Annotated in this window: 13 protein-coding genes; 8 read left to right on the top strand and 5 right to left on the bottom strand. The window is 77.9% G+C overall.

Annotated elements, in window-relative coordinates; translation table 11 throughout:
* Nucleotides 1-58 precede the first annotated feature (58 nt).
* From ACI79L_RS03320 to ACI79L_RS03310, 3 genes are all read right to left on the bottom strand, one after another.
* Nucleotides 59-1357 carry a phosphoribosyltransferase family protein gene (locus tag ACI79L_RS03320; protein ID WP_456935407.1) on the bottom strand — a complete coding sequence of 433 codons (1299 nt, stop codon included), beginning with the start codon at nt 1355-1357 and terminating at the stop codon, nt 59-61.
* A gap of 12 nt (nt 1358-1369) precedes the next feature.
* Nucleotides 1370-2410, bottom strand: coding sequence for a class I fructose-bisphosphate aldolase (locus ACI79L_RS03315; protein ID WP_456935406.1), 1041 nt, complete (start codon nt 2408-2410; stop codon nt 1370-1372).
* 257 nt (nt 2411-2667) lie between these two features.
* Entirely contained in the window at nt 2668-4074 is a 1407-nt protein-coding gene (locus tag ACI79L_RS03310) for a nicotinate phosphoribosyltransferase (protein ID WP_456935405.1), read from the bottom strand.
* A gap of 218 nt (nt 4075-4292) precedes the next feature.
* Here ACI79L_RS03310 and ACI79L_RS03305 point away from each other — a divergent pair, with 218 nt between their 5' ends.
* From ACI79L_RS03305 to ACI79L_RS03275, 7 genes are all read left to right on the top strand, one after another.
* On the top strand, nt 4293-4508 hold the full coding sequence (locus ACI79L_RS03305; protein WP_456935404.1) for a DUF1918 domain-containing protein: 216 nt from the start codon (nt 4293-4295) through the stop codon (nt 4506-4508).
* An 84-nt stretch (nt 4509-4592) separates the two neighbouring features.
* Nucleotides 4593-6395 carry an acetate--CoA ligase gene (gene acsA / locus ACI79L_RS03300; protein WP_456935403.1) on the top strand — a complete coding sequence of 601 codons (1803 nt, stop codon included), beginning with the start codon at nt 4593-4595 and terminating at the stop codon, nt 6393-6395.
* On the top strand, nt 6392-7369 hold the full coding sequence (pdhA, locus tag ACI79L_RS03295) for a pyruvate dehydrogenase (acetyl-transferring) E1 component subunit alpha (RefSeq protein WP_456935402.1): 978 nt from the start codon (nt 6392-6394) through the stop codon (nt 7367-7369). Before acsA ends, pdhA begins: the two co-directional genes overlap by 4 nt.
* Nucleotides 7366-8346: an alpha-ketoacid dehydrogenase subunit beta gene (locus ACI79L_RS03290; RefSeq protein WP_456935401.1), complete on the top strand. Its 981-nt coding sequence runs from the start codon at nt 7366-7368 to the stop codon at nt 8344-8346. The genes pdhA and ACI79L_RS03290 overlap by 4 nt, the downstream gene beginning before the upstream one ends.
* Nucleotides 8339-9814, top strand: a complete 1476-nt coding sequence (locus ACI79L_RS03285) for a dihydrolipoamide acetyltransferase family protein (protein WP_456935400.1) — start codon at nt 8339-8341, stop codon at nt 9812-9814. The genes ACI79L_RS03290 and ACI79L_RS03285 overlap by 8 nt, the downstream gene beginning before the upstream one ends.
* Complete coding sequence (locus ACI79L_RS03280; protein ID WP_456935399.1) at nt 9811-10053, top strand: acyl carrier protein; 243 nt, start codon at nt 9811-9813, stop codon at nt 10051-10053. Before ACI79L_RS03285 ends, ACI79L_RS03280 begins: the two co-directional genes overlap by 4 nt.
* A 24-nt stretch (nt 10054-10077) precedes the next feature.
* A complete protein-coding gene (locus tag ACI79L_RS03275; protein WP_456935398.1) occupies nt 10078-10842 on the top strand; it encodes an SDR family NAD(P)-dependent oxidoreductase in 765 nt (254 codons plus the stop codon).
* Between the two features lie 932 nt (nt 10843-11774).
* Here ACI79L_RS03275 and ACI79L_RS03270 read toward each other — a convergent pair.
* On the bottom strand, nt 11775-12470 hold the full coding sequence (locus tag ACI79L_RS03270) for an AMIN-like domain-containing (lipo)protein (RefSeq protein WP_456935397.1): 696 nt from the start codon (nt 12468-12470) through the stop codon (nt 11775-11777).
* Nucleotides 12471-12708: 238 nt separating this feature from the next.
* Between ACI79L_RS03270 and ACI79L_RS03265 the strand changes: the two genes are divergently transcribed.
* The gene (locus ACI79L_RS03265; protein ID WP_456935396.1) at nt 12709-13152 is read left to right on the top strand and encodes a DUF4383 domain-containing protein; all 444 of its coding nucleotides are present in this window, start codon (nt 12709-12711) and stop codon (nt 13150-13152) included.
* Between the two features lie 56 nt (nt 13153-13208).
* On the opposite strand, the gene ACI79L_RS03260 is transcribed toward ACI79L_RS03265, so the two are convergent.
* The gene (locus ACI79L_RS03260; RefSeq protein ID WP_456935395.1) at nt 13209-15593 is read right to left on the bottom strand and encodes a phosphatase PAP2 family protein; all 2385 of its coding nucleotides are present in this window, start codon (nt 15591-15593) and stop codon (nt 13209-13211) included.
* Nucleotides 15594-15612 lie beyond the last annotated feature (19 nt).

Below are 15612 nucleotides of genomic sequence, written 5' to 3'. Positions count from 1 at the left end.
GTCCCCTCCCGGCGACGCCGGCTGCCCGTCACGGGCGGCGCCCCTCCCGGACCGCCGCTCACCCGCTGGGCTGCGCGGCACGGGCGAGGTGGGCGACGAACCACTCGCGCGCCAGGTGCGCCGCGGCCTCGAGCGTGCCCGGCTCCTCGAACAGGTGGGTCGCGCCGGGCACGACGGCGAGGTGGTGCTCGCAGCGCAGCCGGCGCGCCGCCCGCGCGTTCAGCTCGAGCACGACGGTGTCCCGGCTCCCGACGACGAGCAGCGTGGGGGCCCGGACCTCGCCCAGCCGCGGGCCGGCCAGGTCGGGCCGCCCGCCGCGCGACACCACCGCGGCGACGTCGACGCCGGGGTCCGCGGCCGCCCACAGTGCCGCCGCGGCGCCGGTGCTGGCGCCGAACAGGCCCACCGGCAGCGACCGGGACCCCGGCCGCTCGCGCAGCCAGGCGAGGACCTGCGCCAGCCGCCCGGCGAGCAGGCCGACGTCGAAGACGTTCGCCCGGTGCGCCTCCTCGGCGGGGGTGAGCAGGTCGAACAGCAGGGTCGCCAGGCCGGCCTCCTGCAGCACCCCGGCGACGTACCGGTTCCGGGGACTGTGCCGGCTGCTGCCGCTGCCGTGCACGAACACGACCAGGCCGAGCGGGTGCTCGGGGACGGAGAGCCGGCCGGCCAGCCGGACGGTCCCCGCGGCCACCTCGACCTCCTCGTCCCGCAGGGCGATCCGGCGCAGCAGGGCCACCACCTCGTCGTCGGGAACGGCCCGGAAGTCGTCGTAGACCTGCCCGACCGCGACGAAGTCCGCCGGGGTCGTCAGGACCACCAGCTCGTCCACCTCCCGGCGCAGCCGCTCGGCGGTGGACGGGGAGCACGCCGGCACCGCGAGCACCACCCGCGCCGCGCCGTGCGCGCGGGCGATCCGGCAGGCGGCCCGCGCGGTGGCGCCGGTGGCGACGCCGTCGTCCACCACGACCGCGGTCCGGCCGGTGAGCGGCACCGGCGACCGGTCCCCGCGGAACCGCACCGCGCGCTGCCCGACCTCCGCGCGCTCCCGCCGCTCGACCGCCGCCAGCTCCGCCGGGCCCACCCCGGCGCGGGCGAGGACGTCGTCGTTGAGCACCTCCACGCCGCCCTCCCCCACGGCGCCCATCGCCAGCTCGGGCCGGGCGGGCACGCCGAGCTTGCGGACGACGAGCACGTCGAGCGGCGCGTGCAGGTGCCGGGCCACCTCCGCGGCGACCGGCACCCCGCCCCGGGGCAGGCCCAGCACCACGACGTCCCGGCCGCGCAGGTGCTCCAGCCGCGGTGCGAGCCGCCGGCCGGCGTCGGTCCGGTCGGCGAAGGGAGCGCGCTGCCACCGCATGGCCGGGAGGGGTCAGGCGCCCGCGGGCACGGGCTGTTCGAGCTCGGGGCGGTAACCGCCGCGGCGGGCGGCGCCGTTCATCGCCGCGCGGTGCCGGAGGGCGGCCTGGGCGGCGTCGCGGTGGGCGTCGTCGCCGGCCCAGGCGCGCAGCACCGGGGCCTGCAGCGCCCGGCCGAAGGAGAAGGACAGCTCCCACGGCTGCGGCGCGCGCCGGTTGATCGCGTCCAGGTGGAGGGTCGCCTGCTCCTCGGACTGGCCGCCGGAGAGGAAGACGATCCCGGGCACCGCCGCGGGGACGGCCTGCCGCAGCGCGCCGATCGTGGCGTCGGCGACCTCCTCCGGGCCGGCCCGGTACGGGCAGTCCTCCCCCGGCAGCACCATGTTCGGCTTGAGCAGGCTCGCCTCCAGGACCACGCGGTGGCGGGCCAGCTGGTCGTACACCGCCCGCAGGGCGGCGACCGTGACCTCCGCGCAGCACTCGAGGTCGTGCCCGCCGTCCATGAGCACCTCGGGCTCGACGATCGGCACCAGGCCGGCCTCCTGGGCCAGCGCCGCGTACCGGGCCAGGGCGGCGGCGTTCGCCTCCAGGCAGGTCGCCGTCGGCCGGCCCTCCCCGATCCGGACCACCGCCCGCCACTTGGCGAACCGCGCGCCGAGCTCGGCGTACTCGTCCAGCCGGACCCGCAGCCCGTCCAGCCCCTCGGTGACCACCTCGCCGGGGAAGCCGGCCAGCGGCACCGTCCCGCGGTCGACCTTGATGCCGGGGACCACGCCGGCCCGGCGCAGGACCTCGACCAGCGGGGTGCCGTCGTCGGCGCGCTGGCGGATCGTCTCGTCGAACAGGATCACCCCGCTGATCGCCTCGGCGATCCCCTCGGTCGTGAACAGCAGCTGCCGGTACCCCCGGCGCCGCTCCTCGGTGGACGCGACGCCGACCGCGGCCAGGCGCCGCGCCATCGTGGGCGTGCTCTCGTCCGCGGCGAGGATGCCCCTGCCGGGGGCCACCAGCGTCCGCGCCGTCCGGGCCATCGTCTCCAGGTCCACCGCCGGCACCGCCCCTCGTCGGCCGTCCTCCGTCGAGGGTGGGTGCGCCGGGCAGGCGGCGCCCACGGGCCTTCGTCCCGCCCGGCGGCTGCGAACGGCCTGCCGTGCCCTCCGGCGGCTCCCCGGCGCGGTCCCCGGCCCCGTCGACCCCGCTGCCGGGCGCGCCCCGCGGGCAGGGTCCCCGCAGGGGCCCGTCAGGGACACCTCGTCGGCGTGGTCTCCTCGGCGGCGTGGTCTCCTCGGCGGCGTGGTCTCGCCCCTGGGCGTCACCCGGGCGATCGAGCGGTCGCCGTTCGCGGCCCCGCCGGTCGCGCCCGGGGCGGCCCTGCTCCCGCGCCGACCCGCTGCGCCGGAGCCCCGGCCGCCGGGTCCCCGGACAGCCCGGCCACGGTCGCCTCGTGCAGGGCCAGCAGCCGGGGCCCGGGCACGCTGACCGGGGCCCGGGGCGCGTCGATCCGGCGGGCGGCGGCGGGCAGCGCCATCAACCCGGCCGCGCAGCGCCGGCGCGCGGCGGCGAGGCCGCCGGCCGGCTCGATCGGCAGCCCGTCCCGGACCACGGGCACCAGGAGGGGACGGCCGCCGGGCGGGCCGTCCTCGTCGCGTGCCGTGAGGACTCCCGACCCGTCGGGCAGCCGCCACACCTGGGTGCGCCCCGGCGCGTACCCCTTGCCCGGGGACAGCTTGGTGACCGGCCGGCCGTCGTGCTCGACCAGCTTGTACGCCGAGTCCAGCAGCGGGGCGTCGGCCGACGTCCCGACGCGCGTGCCGACGGCGTAGACGTCGACCGGTGCGCCCGCGCGCTCGAGCGCGTCGATCCCCTCGGCGTCGAGCCCGCCGCTCACCACGATCCGCACCCGGGGCAACCCGGCCGCGTCGAGCAGCGCGCGGGCCCGCCGTGCCTCCGCGCCCAGGTCGCCGCTGTCCAGGCGGACGGCGGCGACCTCGCCCAGGCCCCGCTGCCGCACGACCTCGATCGCCGCCCCCAGACCGCGGACCGGGTCGTAGGTGTCGACGAGGAAGGTCGGCGCGGCCGGGAAGTCCTCGGCGAAGGCGGTGAACGCGGTCCGCTCGTCGGGGAAGGCCTGGACGAAGGAGTGGGCCATGGTGCCGGTCGCGGCGAGCCCGTACCGCTGCGCGGCCGCGACGTCGCTGGTCGCGGCGAAGCCGGCGACGGCGCCGGCGCGGGCCGCGGCCAGTCCGGCCTCGACGCCGTGGGTGCGCCGCAGCGCGAAGTCGACGACCGGGCGCCCCCGGGCGGCCAGCACGCAGCGCGCCGCGGCGGCGGTCAGCGCGGTCTGGTAGGTGACGGCGTTGAGCAGCGTCGTCTCGAGCACCTGCGCCTCGGGGAGCGGCGCGGTCACCTCGAGCAGCGGTTCCCCGGCCAGCACCACGGTGCCCTCCGGGACGGCGTCGACGTCGCCGGTGAAGCGCAGCCCCTGCAGTGGCCCGGCCAGCTCCGGCGGCCACCCGCGGCCGCGCAGCCAGTCGACGTCCTCCCCGGTCACCTCGAACCCGAGGAGGCGGGCGACCGCGTCCTCGACACCGGCGGCCACCAGGAAGCCGCGGCCGGGCGGCAGCCGCCGGACGAACAGCCGGAACGTCGCCGTCGCGGTCATCCGCCGGCGCAGGTAGCCGGCGGCCATGGTCAGCTCGTAGAGGTCGGTGACCAGCATCCCCGCTCCCGCCGCAGGCCCCCCGGGTGCCCAGCAGGGTCCCGGCCGCCGGGTGCGCCGGACAGTGACCGAGGGCGGCGGTCGCCGGGACGGAGGTCCGTGCCCACGGGGGCCGGGCGGCCGTGGCCGTCGCCGTCCCCCCGGGTCCACGCTGACGTCCCGGGCGGTCCGCCGGACCCGAGCCACGGGCCGCCCGGCCGGGCACCGGGGAGGCGACCGTGCGAGCGCAGGTGGGCGACTGGCTGGTCGTGCACGGCCGGCGGCTGGACGACGGCCACCGCCGGGGCCTGGTCCTCGCGGTCCCCCACGCCGACGGCAGCCCGCCCTACCTGGTCCGCTGGCTCGACGACGGCCGCACCGGTCTGGTCCACCCCGGACCCGACGCGACGCTGCAGCCCGGCCGGCAGCACACCGGGGAGTCCGCGGGGGTGTGACCCGTCGCGGAGGGCCGCACGACCGTCCCCTCCCCCGACCTCCGACCCTGTCGACGGTCCCGGCGCCGGGAGTCCGATGGGGCGGTGACCACCGATGCCGGGATCACGACCCGCTGGCCCGTGATCACCAAGGACCCCGCGCACGCGGCGGTGCCGCCGAACCTCCTCGACTACGACGCGACCTGCGCCGCCTTCACCTGGGACCGGGCCCGGCAGGCGCTGGACGGGCTGCCCGGGGGTCGCCTCAACATCGCCCACGAGGCGGTGGTCCGGCACGCGGCCGGACCGCGGGCGCACACCGAGGCGCTGCGCTTCGTCGCCGCCGACGGCAGCACGCGGTCGTGGACCTACGCGCAGCTCGACGACCGGTCCGCGCGCTTCGCCACGGTGCTGCGGGACCTCGGCGTCGGGCGCGGGGACCGGGTCTTCTCGCTCCTCGGCCGGTGCCCGGAGCTGTACGTGGGCGCGCTCGGCACGCTGCGCGCCGGCAGCGTCTTCTGCGCGCTGTTCTCCGCGTTCGGTCCCGAGCCGGTGCGCCAGCGGCTGCACCTCGCGCAGGGGCGGGTGCTGGTCACCACGCGGGCGCTGTACCTCCGCAAGGTGGCCCCCGTCCGCGGCGCGCTGACCGAGCTGCGCTCGGTCCTGCTCGTCGACGCCGGTGGCCGGCCCGAGCCCGGCACGCTGGACCTCGCCGCGCTGCTCGACCGGGCCCGGCCCACCCCCGGGGTCGAGCCCACGCAGCCGGAGGACATGGCGCTGCTGCACTTCACCAGCGGGACGACCGGCGCCCCCAAGGGCGCGGTGCACGTGCACGAGGCCGTGGTCGCGCACCACGCGACCGGCCTGTACGCCCTGGACCTGCACCCGGGCGACGTCTTCTGGTGCACCGCCGACCCGGGCTGGGTGACCGGGATGTCCTACGGGGTCGTCGCCCCGCTGGTGCACGGCGTCACCGTGGTGGTCGACGAGGAGGAGATGGACCCCGACCGCTGGTACCGCATCCTCGCCGAGCAGCGGGTCACCGTCTGGTACACCGCCCCGACCGCCCTGCGCATGCTCATGCGGGCCGGCTCCGCGCGCGCCCGGCGGCACGACCTGTCGGCGCTGCGCCTGGTCGCCAGCGTCGGGGAGCCACTGAACCCCGAGGTGGTGGTGTGGGGCCAGGAGGCGTGGGGCCTGCCGGTGCACGACACCTGGTGGCAGACCGAGACCGGCGGGATCATGATCGCCAACCTGGCCGCCACCGAGATCCGGCCCGGCTCCATGGGCCGCCCGCTCCCCGGGGTGCAGGCGGCGGTCGTGGCCCGGGACGACGAGGACCGGCCCGTCGTGCGGGACGGCGCCGCGGTGCTGGTCACCGACCCCGACGTCGAGGGCGAGCTGGCGCTGCGGCCGGGCTGGCCGTCGATGTTCCGCGGCTACCTGCACGAGCAGGAGCGCTACCGGCGGTGCTTCGCCGGCGGCTGGTACCTCACCGGGGACCTGGTCCGCCGGGACGCCGACGGCTACTACTGGTTCGTCGGCCGCGGCGACGACGTCATCAAGTCCTCCGGACACCTCATCGGCCCGTTCGAGGTCGAGAGCCTGCTCATGGAGCACCCCGCGGTCGCCGAGGCCGGGGTCATCGGCGTGCCCGACCCGGTGGCCGGCCAGCTGGTCAAGGCGTTCGTGCTGCTCCGGCCCGGGCACGAGCCGAGCGAGGGACTGCGCCTGGACGTCCTCGCCTTCGCCCGCCGGCGGCTGGGACCGGCGGTCGCGCCGCGGCAGATCACCTTCACCACGACCCTCCCCCGGACCAGGAGCGGCAAGGTCCTCCGTCGCCTGCTCCGGGCCCGCGAGCTCGGGCTGCCCGAGGGTGACCTGTCCACCCTGGAGACCGGCCGGTGACCGGGCAGCGGCCCGACCCGGCCGCGACCCTGCTCCGGCAGATGCTGCGGGTCCGGCGGCTGGAGGAGACCTGCGTCGAGCTCTACAGCGCCGGCCGCATCCGCGGCTTCCTGCACGTGCAGATCGGCGAGGAGGCCGTCGCCGCCGGGGTCATGGCCGCCCTCGGGCCCGACGACGCCGTGGTCGCCACCTACCGGGAGCACGGCCACGCCCTGCTGCGCGGGGTGCCGGCGGCCTCGATCCTCGCCGAGATGTTCGGCGTCCAGGAGGGCTGCTGCCGCGGCCGGGGCGGGTCGATGCACCTGTTCCACGCCGCCACCCGCTTCTACGGCGGCAACGCGATCGTGGCCGGCGGCCTGCCGCTGGCCGTCGGGCTGGCCCTGGCCGACCGGATGCAGGGCCGGCGCCGGGTCACCGCCTGCTTCTTCGGGGAGGGCGCGGCGGCCGAGGGCGAGTTCCACGAGAGCCTCAACCTCGCCGCGCTGTGGCAGCTGCCGGTGCTGTTCTGCTGCGAGAACAACCTCTACGCGATGGGCTCGGCGCTGGCGCTGACCGAGTCGCAGACCGACATCGCCCTCAAGGCGGCCGGCTACGAGATCCCGGCGTGGGGCGTCGACGGCATGGACGCCCTGGCCGTCGCCGAGGCCGCCCGGCGCGCGGTCGACGCCGTCCGCTCCGGCGGCGGGCCGCACTTCCTGGAGCTGCGCACCTACCGCTTCAGGGCGCACTCGATGTTCGACCCCGAGCGGTACCGCGACCGGGCGGAGGTCGCGCGGTGGGTCGAGCGGGACCCGATCCCGGCGCTGCGCGCCGCCCTGCAGGCCGACGGCCGGCTCCCGGACGAGGCGTGGACGGCGGTGCAGCGGGAGGTCGACGCGGAGATCGCCGACGCCGTGGCCGCCGCCGAAGCGGGGACGCCCGAGGCGGTGGAGGAGCTCACCCGGTTCGTCTACAGCGAGCGGGGTGCGGGGTGAAGACCAGCTACCGCGAGGCGGTGCGGGCGGCGCTGCGGGAGGCCCTGCAGCGCGACGACCGCGTGTTCCTCATGGGCGAGGACGTCGGGCGCTACGGCGGCTGCTTCGCCGTCAGCCTGGGCCTGCTCGAGGAGTTCGGGCCCGAGCGGATCCGCGACACGCCGCTGTCGGAGTCGGCGTTCACCGGGGCCGGCATCGGCGCCGCGCTGGGCGGCATGCGGCCGGTCGTCGAGATCATGACGGTCAACTTCAGCCTGCTGGCGCTGGACCAGATCGTGAACAACGCCGCGACCCTGCTGCACATGTCCGGCGGGCAGTACAACGTGCCGCTCGTCATCCGGATGACCACGGGAGCCGGCCGGCAGCTGGCGGCCCAGCACTCGCACAGCCTGGAGGGCTGGTACGCGCACGTCCCCGGCCTGCGCATCGTCGCCCCCGCCACCCTCGAGGACGCCCGCGGCATGCTGTGGACCGCGCTGCAGGACCCCGACCCCGTGCTGGTCTTCGAGCACGCCGCCCTCTACAACACCCAGGGAGAGCTCGACGACGACGCCGGACCGGTCGACATCGACACCGCCGCGGTCCGCCGTCCCGGCACGGACGTCTCGCTGGTCACCTACGGCGGCACGCTGCCGCTGGTGCTGGAGGCCGCCGACCGGCTCGCCGCCGAGGGCATCGACGCGGAGGTGCTCGACCTGCGCACGCTGCGCCCCCTCGACGACGCCGCCCTCGCGGCCACCGTGGCCCGCACCCACCGGGCGGTCGTCGTCGACGAGGGCTGGCGCAGCGGCAGCCTCTCCGCCGAGGTCAGCGCGCGGATCACCGAGGAGCACTTCTACGACCTCGACGCCCCGGTCGCCCGGGTGTGCAGCGCCGAGGTGCCGATGCCCTACGCGCGGCACCTGGAGCTGGCCGCGCTGCCCTCCGCGGAACGCGTGGTGACCGCCGCCCGGCAGGTGGTGCGCGGCGATGGCTGAGTTCCGCATGCCCTCCCTCGGCGCCGACATGGACCACGGCCGGGTCGTCGAGTGGCTGGTCAAGCCCGGTGACGTCGTGCACCGCGGGGACGTCCTGGCCACCGTCGACACCGACAAGGCGCTGATGGACGTCGAGTCCTTCACCGACGGCGTCGTCGCCGAGCTGCTCGTCGACGTCGGCGCCGACGTCCCGGTCGGCACCCCGCTGGCAGTGATCTCCGAGGCCCCGGCGGCGACGGTCCCACCCGTCCCGCCGTCACCGGTCCCGCCGCCGGTACCCACGCCGCCCCCCGAGCCGGCCCCGCCGCCCGAGCCCACACCTCCGCCGCAGCCCGTGCCGCCGCCGGAGCCCACCCCGGCCCCCGAGCCGTTCCCCGCCCCGGCACCACCGCTCACCCCCGCCGGGGAGCCGCGGTTCGCGACGCCGCCGGTCCGCCACCTCGCCCACCGGCTCGGGGTGGACCTGACGGAGCTGCACGGCACGGGTCGCGGCGGGGCGCTCACCCGAGCCGACGTCGAGCGAGCGGCCGCGGCCGCGGCGCCGGCCCACCCCGCGCCGGAGCCGGTCCCTGCGCCGGAGCCGGTCCCCGCGCCGACCCCGGGGCCCTCCCGCGTCCGCTCCTCGCCCCGGGCCCGCCGGCTCGCCGCCGAGGCGGGGATCGACACGGCCGCGGTCCCGGGGACAGGCCCCGGCGGCGCGGTCACCGAGGCCGACGTGCGCCGCGCGGCTGCCCCGACGACCGTCCCCCCCGCCGCTGCGGCGGAGACCGGCCCCGCGGCGGCGCCGGCGGGCGCGGCGGAGCGGACCGCCGGCATGCGCCGGGCCATCGGCGCCCTGATGACCCGGTCGAAGCAGACGATCCCGCACTACTACCTGAGCACGACGATCGACCTGCGCCGGGCGACGGCGTGGCTGCAGTCGGTCAACGCCGGCCGGCCGGTGACCCGACGGCTGGTCCCCGCCGCCGTCCTGCTGACGGCCACCGCGCGGGCCGCGCGGGACGTCCCGGAGGTGAACGGCTTCCACGAGGACGGCGAGTTCCGTCCGAGCGCCGCCGTCCACCTGGCCGTCGCGGTGGCCCTCCGCGGGGGCGGTCTGGTCGCGCCCGCCCTCCACGACGCCGGCACCCTGCCGGTCGACGAGGTCATGGAACGGCTGCGGGACCTCGTCACCCGGGCCCGGTCCGGGCGGCTGACCCGCGCGGAGATGACCGAGGCGACGCTCACGGTGACCAACCTGGGCGAGCTCGGCGTCGAGAGCGTCTTCGGGGTCATCCACCCGCCGCAGGTGGCGCTGGTCGGCCTCGGCCGGGTGGTCGAGCAGCCGTTCGCCGAGAACGGGCTGCTCGGTGTCCGGCCGGCGGTCACCGCCACCCTGTCGGCCGACCACCGGGTGAGCGACGGGCTGCGCGGCGGCCGCTTCCTCGACCGCATCGCCGAGCTGCTGCAGCGACCGGAGGAACTGTGACCGAGCAGGACGCGTGGGACGCCGTCCGCGCCGCCGTCGGGGAGATCGCCCCCGACGTCGACCCCGCGGACCTCGCGGGAGGGGCCCGGCTCCGGCAGGACCTGGAGCTGGACTCGATGGACTTCCTGCGGGTGCTCGAGACCATCGCCCGGCGCACGGGGGTCGACGTCCCCGAGGACGCCTACGACGAGGTGGCCACCGTCGGGGGGCTGGTGGGGCACCTGGTGGCGCACGGCTGACGCGATCCGGACCGAGGAGGGGTCATGGGGAGGCTCGACGACAGGACGGCGCTGGTCAGCGGCGGCGCGCGGGGCATCGGCGCGGCCGTCGCCCGGGCGGTCGTGGCCGAGGGCGGCCGTGTGGTCGTCGGAGACGTCCTCGACGACGACGCGGCCAAGGTCGTCTCCGAGCTGGGCGAGGACCGGGCGCGCGCGGTGCACCTGGACGTGACCGACGCCGGCCAGTGGCGGGCGGCGGTCGCCGCGGCGGAGTCCGCCTTCGGGCCGGTGGGGGTGCTGGTCAACAACGCCGGCATCGTGCGCTGGGGCGCGATCGCCGACCTCGACCCGGCGGTCTGGCAGACCGTGCTGGACGTGAACCTGACCGGCGTCTTCCTGGGCACGCAGGCGGCGATCCCGTCCCTGCGGCGGGCCGGCGGCGGCTCGATCGTCAACATCTCCTCCACCGCCGGGCTGGAGGCCTACGCCGCGCTGTCCGCCTACGTGGCCAGCAAGTGGGGCGTGCGCGGCCTGACCAAGGCCGCGGCGCTGGAGCTCGCCCGGGACGGCATCCGGGTCAACTCGGTGCACCCCGGTCCCATCCGCACGCCGATGACCGAGTCGCTCGACCCGGTGCAGGAGGCCATGCGCGACCGGATGCTCGCCGTCATGCCGATCCCGCGCATGGGTGAGCCCGCGGAGGTCGCCGCGCTCGTGGTCTTCCTCGCCTGCGACGACAGCAGCTTCTCCACCGGGTCGGAGTTCGTCGTGGACGGGGGCACGGTCACCGGGCAGCTGCCGCCCGGCTGACCGCCGGCCGGCCCCGCCGGACGGGGACCTGCGCCTCTCGTCGTGGGTCCCCGGGGTCCGTGGACCGGCCGGGTGGACCCGACGCCGTGGACGGCGCTGCTCGATGGGGACCCGCTCCCGTGGCTGCTCACCTCGGACGACCCCGCCGCCCGCCGGCACGTGCTCACCGCCGTGCTCGGGCCCCCGCCGGAGGACCCGCAGGTGCGGGCGGCGCACGACGCGTCCCTGACCGACCCGGCGACGCGGGACCTGCTGGACCGGCAGCCCGACTGGGAGGCCGGCGAGTCGTTCTCCGGTCACGACAGCCCCCGGTTCGCCCCCGACCGGCTGCTGCTCGCCGAGCGGGGCGTGGGCGCCCGCGACGACCCACGGGTGGAGCACCTGCTCGACCGGATGCTCGCCCACCAGGAGCCCAGCGGCCGCTTCCCGTCGTACACCGCCCTCCGGCACGGCGACCCGCCCGTCCGGGGGGAGCTGCTGTGCGACAGCCACGCCGTCACCGAGGTGCTGGTCCGCTCCGGGCGGGGGGACGACGGGCGGGCCGGATGGGCCGGGACCTCGCCGACACCCCGCAGGGCCGGGCTCGGCCGCCGGTTCACGACCGGCAGCCGGCCTCCGACCTGGTACAGCGCGCTCACCGTGCTCGACGCCCTGGCCGGCTGCCCGGCCCTGTGGCGCGGCGCGCCGGCCGGCGACCCGGACCGCCGGGCGCTCGCGGAGCTGCCGGCCTGCCTGGCCGCCTCCGCCGTCGGTGACCACGGCCGGGTCACCCCCCGGTCGGTCCGCCACGGGCTGACGTTCCTGTCGGCCGGGCAGAAGCGGCAGCAGTCGGCGTGCGCGACCGCCCGCGCGCTCGGGGTCCTCACCGCCTGCGACGGGCCGGCCGGCGACGCCGCCGGCGTCGACGTCACCGCCCTGACCGCGCCCGGCGGTCAGGGCGCGTCGGCGACCTCGAGGACGATCCGCGCCGGGTCCTCGAGCAGGTGGACGCGGAACGGCGCCTCCGACTCCGTGCCCACCAGGGCCGCCGTGACGCCCTCGAAGGTCCCGTCGAAGTACACCTCCGTGACGACCTCCGTGTCCCGGGCGGCGAGGCGCCGCGGTCCCGCGTACTCGTCGACCCCGGTGTCGGGCGGGTACCCGACCCCGGTCACCGTGACCTGGAGCGTGGCGTCCCCCGCCAGCTCGACGGGCTCGCCGCTGCCCTGCCGGGACGGGTCGTCGGTGTAGCGCACGTCCCACCCGGGCGTCCCGGTGCCGCCGAACTCGAACACGACCCGGTCGAAGCCGTCGTGGCGGCCGATGCGGATCGCGGTGACGTTGCCGGAGGCGTCGGCCGACGCCTCCTCCGTGTCCGGTGCGGTGTCCGCGGGGAACGGCGGCTGCGGCGCCCCGTCGTCCTGACCACCGTCGTCCTGACCACCGTCGTCCTGCTCGCCGTCGGCACCGTCCGGCGAGGGCGAGGGCGACGGCGAGGTGGGGGACGGCGACGCCGTCGCGGTGGCGCCGCCGTCGCCGTCCCCGTCACCCCCGCCGCAGCCGGCGAGCAGTCCCCCGAGGAGCAGCACGGCGGCCAGGGTCCGGGGGCCCCGTGCGGACGCCGTCCTCTCGGGCCCGGTGCGGTGCATGGTCGGCTCCTCTCGCCGGGTTCCGCTGCCGACGATGGCGAACCGGAACACCTCCGGCCGCTGCCGGACGGCACCGGGGACCGGGGCCGTCGGTCACCTCCGTCGGACGACGGGGACCTCCGGCACCACCGTCCGCCGACCCAGGTCCCGCCCCTCGGTGACCTGCTGCTCTGGCGCACTCCCGCGCACGGCGGCGCACTGGGGCCCTCACCGCGGACGTTCCCCGAGGAGGCACCCCATGTCCGCACGAGACCGCACCGTCGGCACCCCCGGGGCCTGGACGTGGCCGCAGGTCACCGCCCTGGTCGTCGGTGCCGTCTACACGGTCGCCGGCGTCGCCGGCTACTTCGTCACCGGCTTCGAGGACTTCGCCGCCCACACCGGCGACGAGCTGCTCGGCTTCGAGGTCAACCCGCTGCACAACCTGGTCCACCTGGCCATCGGCGTCGCCGGACTCGCCCTGGCCCGCTCCCTCGCCCTCGCGCGCACCTACGGCTGGCTGCTCGCCGTCGGCTACGGCGCCGCCTTCGTGTACGGGCTGTTCGCCGTCGGGGAGACGTGGGACTTCCTGGGGATCAACGCGGCGGACAACTGGCTGCACGCGATCAGCGCCGCGATCGGCCTGGCCATCGCCCTCGGCCCGGTGCAGGCCACCGTGGGCCGCCGGACGACGCGGGTCTGAGGCACCCCCGCCCGGGGCCGGCTCCGGCCCCGGGCGCGAGCCGCGGGACCGCGCGATCACAGGAACAGCCGCTGCTCGAAGCGCGCGGCGGCGAACGACCCGGTCAGCGCCGGGACCCAGCAGGTCAGCAGGCGGAAGAACAGGACGCCCGCACAGGCCTGCGCGAGCCGCTCGCCGGACGCGGTGAGCGCCAGGACCAGGGAGACCTCGGCGATGCCGGGAGCGCCGAGCCACGGCAGCACGGCCCAGCCGAGGCGGAGCGCCGCGTACACGGCTGCGGTCACCAGGATCGGCACGTGCCCGCCGACGCCGTGCAGCGCGGCGACGAGGGCGGCGGTCTCGAGCGCGACCGCCGCGGCGGACCAGCCGACGACCGTCGCCGCTCGCGCGGCGCCCGGCCGCAGGTCCGGGGACTGCTCCGCCCCGACGGGCAGTGGACCGGGATGCCGGGCGAGCGCCTGACCGGTCCAGGTCGCCAGGCAGGCCGCCGCGCCGACGAGGAGCAGCGGGAGCCAGGAGGGGGGCGTCCGCCAGCTCGTGAGCCGCCCGTCGGCGACTGCGCCGGCGACCGCCGCGGTCGCCACGACCGCCGCGCCGAGCACGGCGCCGGCCCGGACGCGGTCGGGCGCCCGGGCGGCGGTCCCGGGCGGGATGCCGGCCCGCTCCAGGTACCGGCCGGCGACGACCCGGGCTCCGGCACGGCCGTGGACCAACGCCGCCCCGTCGGTGACCAGCGCGGCGACGTAGCTGCGGCCGACGGCCAGCCGGCGGTCGACCGCGGCCCGGGCCGCGGCCGCCGCCGCCGCGCGGGCGGCGACGGCGAGCGCGAGCGCGCCGCCGAGCCAGCGCCAGCCCTGGAGCTCCACCTCGGCGAGCACCCCGGTGACCCCGGCGACCCACTCCAGCCCGACGAAGACGGTGGCGGTGCCGGCGGCGACGAGCACCCACGCCAGGGGGCCCGCGGGTGGCAGGCGGGGGCGGTCGGGGTCGGGCAGGCCCAGCCGGGAGTGGGCCACGCGGCGCAGCCGCGGGAGGCGGGCCGGGTCGGCGCGCAGTCCGGCACGGGTGGCCGCGGAGAGGGCGAGGGGCTCCAGGCCGGGGAGTGCGGCCGCGACGACGCCGGGCCCGAGCGTCCCGATCGCGGTGTCCACGACCGTGCCGGGGTCCACGCGCAGTGCCAGGGAGGCCATCAGCTCGGCGACGTCCCGGCCGAGGGTCTCGTCGTCGGCGCCGGTGACGGCGTTGCCGAAGTCCACGACCCACACCTCGCCGGAGGCGGCGACGAGCACGCTGGAGGCCACGAGGTCGCGGTGCGCGAGGCGCGCCGCGTGGAGCAGGGCGACCTGGGCCCACACGCGCTCCAGCAGCCCGGCGGTGACCTCCCCGGGCGGGAGGCCCTCCAGGGGGCGGGCGTCGACCCGGTCCTGCACGACGAGGGCCCAGCCGCCGGTGCCGCGGGCCAGCACCATGCCGGGGACCCGGACCCCCCGCTCGCGGGCGCTCATCATGGCGACGCCCTCGTCGGCCGCCTGCTGCGCCAGCGGGGCGAGGGCATCGGCGTCCCGGACGTCCCCGACGACGAGCAGCCGGGCCGCCCGGTACAGCCAGTCGCGGTCGAGGGGATCGGGGTCGAGCACCTTGACGAACAGCGGCCGGTCCCCGGGGCCGGTGGCGGTGAAGGGGTGCGAGCTCCGGGCCGCCACCTCCGCGGGCCGCAGGTCGCGCACCGGCAGGCCGAACCGGTCGAGGAGCCGGGCCACCCGGGCGGTCTCGGGCCGCCGCCGCGGCACGCCGAAGGCGTAGTGCACCAGCGAGCCGCTGACCCACCCCACGAGCAGGCCGCCGACGACGTCGAGCGGCAGGTGCGCCCCGACGTAGAGGCGGGCCAGCGCGACCGCCAGCGCCAGCGCCCAGGCGGCCCGCCGCCACCGCCGGGACAGGTACGGCGCCACGGCGGTGGCGAGGGCCGCGGCGACCGCCGAGTGCCCCGAGACGAACCCGTGGCCGCCGAGCGCGCCGCCGTGCAGCACCTCGCCCACCGCCAGACCCCCGGGCCGCTCCCGGCCGACGACGTCCTTGAGCAGGGTCGCGGCCTGCCCGGCGAGGACGGCGGACACCAGCAGGTCCCGGGCCATCCGGACCTGCCGCAGCAGGGCCGCGACGGCGGCCGTCACCACCGCCGCCAGCCCGTTGCCGAGCTGCATCACCACCCACACCGGCCCGTGCACCAGCGCGGGCAGGTCGTTGACCAGCCGGAAGACGTCGGCCTCGAAGACGCTCAGCTCGCCCCGGCGGGCGACCAGGACCGTGAGCCCCAGCAGCGCGAGCCCCAGCCCGACGCGCAGCAGGTCCCCCGGGTGCCGGTAGACGGGCGCCCGGCCGGCCGTCCGGGGCAGCCGGAGACCCCGGACGCCGGCTCCGGCCGTGGCGCCGGTCGTCATCCGAGCAGTGCACCGGTCC

The organism is Geodermatophilus sp. SYSU D00684, from assembly GCF_054050455.1.
The sequence above is the reverse complement of the archived record's forward strand: the minus strand, read 5'-3'. Positions and strand labels throughout refer to the sequence as shown.

Bases quoted from the DNA above. Each gene is read 5' to 3' on its own strand.
- ACI79L_RS03320 (WP_456935407.1), bottom strand. From the start codon at position 1,357: ATGCGGTGGCAGCGCGCTCCCTTCGCCGACCGGACCGACGCCGGCCGG.
- ACI79L_RS03310 (WP_456935405.1), bottom strand. From the start codon at position 4,074: ATGCTGGTCACCGACCTCTACGAGCTGACCATGGCCGCCGGCTACCTG.
- ACI79L_RS03275 (WP_456935398.1), top strand. From the start codon at position 10,078: ATGGGGAGGCTCGACGACAGGACGGCGCTGGTCAGCGGCGGCGCGCGG.
- ACI79L_RS03260 (WP_456935395.1), bottom strand. From the start codon at position 15,593: ATGACGACCGGCGCCACGGCCGGAGCCGGCGTCCGGGGTCTCCGGCTG.
- ACI79L_RS03270 (WP_456935397.1), bottom strand. From the start codon at position 12,470: ATGCACCGCACCGGGCCCGAGAGGACGGCGTCCGCACGGGGCCCCCGG.
- ACI79L_RS03265 (WP_456935396.1), top strand. From the start codon at position 12,709: ATGTCCGCACGAGACCGCACCGTCGGCACCCCCGGGGCCTGGACGTGG.
- ACI79L_RS03285 (WP_456935400.1), top strand. From the start codon at position 8,339: ATGGCTGAGTTCCGCATGCCCTCCCTCGGCGCCGACATGGACCACGGC.